Below are 6,336 nucleotides of genomic sequence, written 5' to 3' on the forward strand. Positions count from 1 at the left end.
ACTGGGTGATTCGATTGGAGGTCGGGAGGCGGGGACGATTCTTCGGGCGATGGAGGCCGAATAAGCATATGGCCCTCTTCTGTCATTTCTAGGTGTACTTCCTCGGGAGGTTGTGAACGGCGTGGATAGGTGAAGGCCTCCTTGGCAGGATGTGGGTTACCACACTCGCAACCTGTACAAGGAGGCCTTCGTGACACACGCTCATGCACCGTTGACGCCGGAGGGAAGGTGCCGCCTTGCTGTTCTTGTCGTCGATCAGGGCTGGTCCCTGCGGCGCGCGGCCGAACGGTTCGGATGCTCGCCGGCAACGGTCAAGCGGTGGGTGGACCGGTATCGGGCGGGCGCGCCCCTTTCCGGCCGGTCCTCCCGCCCCCATCACTGCCCCACCCGCCTGCCCAAGCGCGTCGAGCGGCGCATCATCGCCTTGCGTTTCACTCGCCACTGGGCCCGCATCGCATCGCCTACCACCTGCATTTGGCCCGCTCCACGGTCGGGCGGGTCCTGAACCGCTACCACATGCCGCTCCTCGCGCACGTCGACCGGGCCACAGGGCTCGCGGTGCGCAAACCCCGGCCGGTGCGCTACGAGAGGCCCCGTCCGGGTGATCTGGTCCATGTGGACATCAAGAAGCTCGGCCGCATCCCCGACGGCGGCGGCTGGCGTGTTCACGGTCGCGGATCGGCCCAGGACCGCGCCGCGGGCGCGGCCCGCGACAGGGCCGCGAGGAAAGGAGCCTCAGGGGCGCGCGGCTACCGGTACCTGCACCACGCCGTCGACGACTACTCCAGGGTCGCGTACTCCGAGATCCTCGACGATGAGACCAAGGCGACGGCCGCGGGCTTTTGGAAGCGGGCGGCTGCTTTCTTCTCCGAAGCGGGGATCAGTGTGCGCGAAGTGCTCACCGACAACGGGTCCTGCTACCGGTCGCACGTGTTCAACAGGGCGCTCACAGACGCGGTGAAACACCGGTACACCAGGCCCTACCGCCCCCAAACGAACGGGAAGGTCGAACGCTTCAACCGGACCCTGCTCGCCGAATGGGCCTACGCGCGCCCCTACACCAGCGAAACCGAACGCGAAGCCGCCTACACGCACTGGCTCCACACCTACAATCACCACCGACCCCACACCGGCATCAAAGGCCAAACCCCCGCACAACGCGTTCACAACCTCACGAGGAAGTACANGCGCCCCTACACCAGCGAAACCGAACGCGAAGCCGCCTACACGCACTGGCTCCACACCTACAATCACCACCGACCCCACACCGGCATCAAAGGCCAAACCCCCGCACAACGCGTTCACAACCTCACGAGGAAGTACACCTAGGACTGTCTGCTCGGGGGTCCGTGCGACTCGCGAAACGTGAACCGTTGCGCTCCGGACTCGAGATTTTCGACGGTATATCCGAGGTTCGTTCCACAAGATGGCCAACTCCGCTCTCTCCCAACTTGAAGGGCTGCAATGGACCCGAACGTGAAGAGAGTCGCCAGTAACAACAAGCGGCGCAAATGGGAGGACTCCGATGGGACGATCATTGGGGTCGTGTACCTCTAGGTATGCATTGCACCCAAAACCGATTACGCCGACACGTACTGCCGAAGCCTGTGAGACATTGACGATTCGACATTCGAGACCAGGTCCGGCCGCTCCCCTAAGTGATTGGTCTGACGGATGCCAATAGGAATGACCGTCTAGAAGCGCCCATGCTGGACGAACAGCATCGACTCGGCGCCACCAGAATGAAATCAGGATGGTCAGGACTGATGCGATAGCAGTCGCGACGGCTGCGGTTGACGCGACGACGGTCCAAGAACTGACGATACTTTCCAAGGGATTCCCTCACTCATGAGGTGTGGTCTGCGCGGCGCTGATTGTCTGCCTGTGGAGCATTATGCGCCGCCCCGCCTTCGTCGATCCTCCACGCACCCGCCGCACCCGCCGCGCCCTCCGCCCCGGCCCGCCCTGGCATCATGGCCCCGTGAACGAAGTCCTCGTGGAGACGGTGCTGCGCCTCGTCGAATCGGTGCCCGCGGGGCGCGTGACGACGTACGGTCGCCTGGCCGCGTTAGCGGGAACGGGTCCGCGCGTGGTCGCGAGGATCGTGGCGGAGTGGGGGAGCAGCACTCCCTGGTGGCGCGTCGTCAACACGAAGGGGCAGCTCCCGCCGCATTTGCGGGCGGTGGCGCTCGAGCATTGGCTCGAGGAGGGGACGCCGCTCGGCGGCGGTGTGGTTGTTGAGGATTCCCGTTACGTCGACGTTCGTGCAGCGCTCGTCGACGAACGTTCACTCGAGGCGACTCTCGAGCGAATAGTCGCTGAGCTGCGCGAATAGAGATTCTCGTCGCGGGCGGGCGGTCGTTAGCGATAACGATTCAGTAACGACGCCCGAAAGCGGTTTTGCGCCCACTCGCCGCCGTTGTACTGTGTGGCCACGCCAATGAGGGCGATTCCTCCGGCCTGTTTCGTTAGCGCTAACGAGTCGGGGGTAACAAACTCCGGGCACACTGCGGTGCTCGGTACCCAAGGGGTGAGAAGTGACGAACTTGCTTGAGTTGAAGGGGATCTCCAAGACGTTCCCCGGCGTGAAGGCGCTGTCCGACGTGGACCTCGACCTTCGCGCCGGCGAGATCCTGGGGCTCTGCGGTGAGAACGGCGCCGGGAAGTCGACGCTGATGAAGGTTCTCACCGGCATCCACAAGGCCGACCCGGGGGGTGAGATCTGGCTGCAGGGCGAGAAGGTCGACATCAAGGGACCGAACCACGCCCGCGACCTCGGACTGAGCATCATCCACCAGGAGCTCAACATCATCCCCGACCTCACGGTCGCCCAGAACCTCTACATCGGCCGCGCCGGCTCCCACAAGGGCAGCTACATCAACGACCGGAAGATGATCAAGGACGCGAAGGCGCTGTTCGAGCGCCTCAACATGGACCTCAAGCCGACGGATGTCTGCCGCGACCTCACCGTCGCCCGCCTCCAGATGCTCGAGATCGCGCGCGCCCTCTCCTTCGAAGAGACGAAGATCCTCGTCATGGACGAGCCGACCGCTCCGCTCACCACGCAGGAGACCGAGTCGCTCTTCACCCTGGTCCGCAACTTCATCACCCCCGAGACGGGCCTCATCTTCATCACGCACCGCATGCCCGAGCTTGAGGAGCTCACCGACCGCATCTCGGTGCTGCGCGACGGCCAATACGTCGGCACCGTCGAGACCGCCTCGACCCCGCTGTCCGAGGTCATCCGCCTCATGGTCGGCCGCGAAGTCCCCGCAGACGCGCGCCCCACGACGAAGCCCCTCTCCGACGAGCCCGTCCTCAAGGTCGAGCACCTCTCCACCGCGAAGGCCGTCCACGACGTCTCCTTCGAAGTGAAGAAGGGCGAGATCTTCGGTTTCGCCGGCCTCGTCGGCGCTGGCCGCACCGAGGTCGCCCGCGCCGTCTCCGGCGCCGACCACCACACCGAGGGCGAGGTCTACGTCCACGGCAAGAAGGTCGCGATCCGCAACGCCGCCGACGGCGTCAAGCACGGCATCGGCTACCTCTCCGAGGACCGCAAGCAGTACGGCCTGCTCCTCGACAAGTCGATCGCCTTCAACACCGCGCTCGCCTCCATGGACCAGTTCACCTCCGCGACCGTCATCAAGTCGAAGAAGATCTCCGAGGTCGCGAAGGAGTACGTGGCCAAGCTCCGGACCCGCACGCCGAGCGTGGACGTCGACGTCCGCTCCCTCTCGGGCGGCAACCAGCAGAAGGTCGTCATCGCGAAGTGGCTCGCCCGCAACTCGGACGTCCTCATCTTCGACGAGCCGACCCGAGGCATCGACGTCGGCGCGAAGGACGAGATCTACACGCTCCTCGAAGAGCTCGCGAAGCAGGGGAAGGCGATCATCGTCATCTCGTCCGAGCTCCCCGAGGTCCTGCGCCTCGCGAACCGCATCGCGGTCATGGCCCACGGCCGAATCATCGGCACCCTCGACAACGAGGACGCCACCCAGGAAAACATCATGGAACTGGCCACCGTCGGTCAGGACGAAGCGAACGGAGAAGTCGCGTGAGCACCCCCGCCAAGGCGGAGAAGTCCACCAACCCGGTGGCCGCCTTCATCAAGTCCAACATGCAGCTGATGATGGTCCTCATCGCCTTCATCATCATCTACATCTACTTCATGTTCGCCGCGCCCAACTTCGCGCAGGCCAAGATCTTCACCGACATCCTCCTCCAGTCCGCTTACATCGGCGTCATGGCCCTCGGCGCGACATTCGTCATCGCGACCTCCGGCATCGACCTCTCGGTCGGCACGGGCATGACCCTCGTCGCGGTCATGGCGGGCATCTTCCTGTCGGGCGACTTCCTCAACCTGCCGCTCGGCCTCGGCCTCGTCCTCATCCTCCTCGTCGGTGCGTTCATCGGCCTCATCAACGGTCTCGACATCGCCGTCCTCGGACTCCCGCCCTTCATCGCGACCCTCGCGATGATGATGGTCGCCCGCGGCCTCGCCCTCGTCATCTCGAACAAGTCGACGATCTCGATCGCGAACCCCGGCTACATCGCCCTCTCGACGGGGTCGATCATCCCCGGCATCTCCAACGCCGCGATCATCCTCATCCTCCTGACGATCCTCGCCGCCTTCCTCCTCAACAAGACGCTCCTCGGCCGCTACGCCCTTGCGATCGGCTCGAACGAAGAGGCCACCCGCCTCTCCGGCGTCAACGTCCGCTTCTGGAAGATCGTCATCTACGTCGTCGCCGGCGTGTTCATGGCGGTCGGCGCGATCCTCTACTCCGCCCGCTTCGGATTCGTCCAGCCCGCCGAGGGCGTCGGCTTCGAGCTCAACGTCATCGCCGCGACCGTCATCGGCGGCACCTCCCTCTCCGGCGGCCGAGCCTCCATCCCCGGAGCCTTCGTCGGCGCACTCATCATGGCGACCCTCCAGAAGGGCCTCACGATGATGGGCGTCGCCTCCGAATGGCAGCTCGTCGTCACCGGCATCGTCGTCCTCCTCGCGGTGTTCATCGACAACATCCGACGCGCTCGCGAGAACGCCGCCTGATCCCCGAGATCTTTCCCTCCCAACCGGACAGAGAAGTCCACCACCAAGAAGGGGAGAAGCAACCCGCTTCCCCCGCCCCATGAAAGGAACACACATGCGCCCCATCGGACGTATCGTCGCCGTCGCCGCCGCCGGCACCATGGCCCTCGGGCTCGCCGCCTGCTCGACCTCCACCTCGAGCACCTCCTCGAGCTCCGACTCGAAGGACACCGCCGCCTCCGGCTCGTCCTCCACCGAGTCCTCCGCCTCCGAGGTCACCGAGCAGTCCTCCGACGTCCCCGCCGGCGATGGCACCAAGACCATCTACCTCGTCTCCAAGGGCTTCCAGCACCGCTTCTGGCAGGCCGTCAAGGAGGGCGCCGAGAAGGCCGGCTCCGAGTACAAGTACAAGATCCAGTTCGTCGGCCCCGACGACGAGACCAAGGTGACCCAGCAGCTCGACCAGCTCCAGGCCGCCCTCGACACCAAGCCCGCCGCCATCGGCCTCGCCGCCCTCGACACGGGCGCCGCGAACTCGCTCCTCACCCAGATCCAGTCCGCGAACATCCCGCTCATCGCCTTCGACTCCGGCGTCGACTCCGACCTCCCGCTCACCACGGTGTCGACCGACAACTACGCCGCCGCCGAAGAGGCCGCCAAGCACATGATCGAGCTCCTCCAGGGCAAGACCGGCTCCGTCGGCGTCGTCTGCCACGACGCGACCTCCGCGACCGGCAAGCAGCGCTGCGACGGCTTCAAGGACTACTTCAAGAAGAACGCCCCCTCCGATCTCAAGCTCCTCGACGAGCAGATCGCGGGCGAGGTCGGCAAGGCCGCCGACACCGCGAAGGCCATCATCCAGGCGAACTCCGACATCGTCGGCATGTACGGCTCGAACGAGGCCGCGGCCTCCGGCGTCATCCAGGGCAAGCAGGAGTCCGGCAAGGACCTCGTCGTCGTCGGCTTCGACTCCGGCAAGACCCAGATCAACGCGATCAAGGACGGCTCGCAGGCCGGCGCCATCACCCAGGCCCCGCAGCTCATGGGCTACAAGACGGTGACCGCCGCCATCCAGGCCATCAACGGCATCGCCCTCCCGAAGACCATCGACTCGGGCTTCTACTGGTACGACAAGTCGAACATCGAGGATCCGACCATCGCGCCGAACCTCTACGAGTGACGCGCCCGGCGGGGCGGGCCTTCGGGCGTCTCTTATACACCTCTGACGCCGCCGACGAATAGAGAGGGGGTGGACTCGACGGTGAGCCGCGGCTTCAAAAAAAACAACACCGCGACAGCATAAG

Annotated in this window: 5 protein-coding genes and 1 pseudogene; all 6 read left to right on the forward strand. The window is 65.1% G+C overall.

Translation table 11 applies throughout. The annotated features are described in order from the left end of the window. The first annotated feature begins 190 nt into the window (after positions 1-190). A complete protein-coding gene (locus DY157_RS12055) occupies positions 191-505 on the forward strand; it encodes a helix-turn-helix domain-containing protein (protein ID WP_456236507.1) in 315 nt (104 codons plus the stop codon). Next, positions 439-1,329, forward strand: a pseudogene (locus DY157_RS10925) (IS481 family transposase); the annotation flags it as partial. The gene DY157_RS12055 and the pseudogene DY157_RS10925, both read left to right, overlap by 67 nt. Positions 1,330-1,981: 652 nt before the next feature. Beyond that, positions 1,982-2,335 carry an MGMT family protein gene (locus DY157_RS10930; RefSeq protein WP_115728698.1) on the forward strand — a complete coding sequence of 118 codons (354 nt, stop codon included), beginning with the start codon at positions 1,982-1,984 and terminating at the stop codon, positions 2,333-2,335. Positions 2,336-2,537: 202 nt separating this feature from the next. Beyond that, a complete protein-coding gene (locus DY157_RS10935; RefSeq protein ID WP_115728661.1) occupies positions 2,538-4,058 on the forward strand; it encodes a sugar ABC transporter ATP-binding protein in 1,521 nt (506 codons plus the stop codon). Continuing rightward, a complete protein-coding gene (locus tag DY157_RS10940; protein WP_235827204.1) occupies positions 4,055-5,053 on the forward strand; it encodes an ABC transporter permease in 999 nt (332 codons plus the stop codon). The genes DY157_RS10935 and DY157_RS10940 overlap by 4 nt, the downstream gene beginning before the upstream one ends. 94 nt (positions 5,054-5,147) lie before the next feature. Continuing rightward, entirely contained in the window at positions 5,148-6,212 is a 1,065-nt protein-coding gene (locus tag DY157_RS10945; protein ID WP_115728662.1) for an ABC transporter substrate-binding protein, read from the forward strand. Positions 6,213-6,336: the final 124 nt, after the last annotated feature.

Origin of the sequence: Actinomyces culturomici (assembly GCF_900499005.1) — a bacterium.
In the GTDB taxonomy this organism is placed as follows: Bacteria; Actinomycetota; Actinomycetes; order Actinomycetales; family Actinomycetaceae; genus Pauljensenia; species Pauljensenia culturomici.

Excerpts from the sequence above, each read along its gene's own strand:
- DY157_RS10945 (WP_115728662.1), top strand. The coding sequence starts at position 5,148 with ATGCGCCCCATCGGACGTATCGTCGCCGTCGCCGCCGCCGGCACCATG.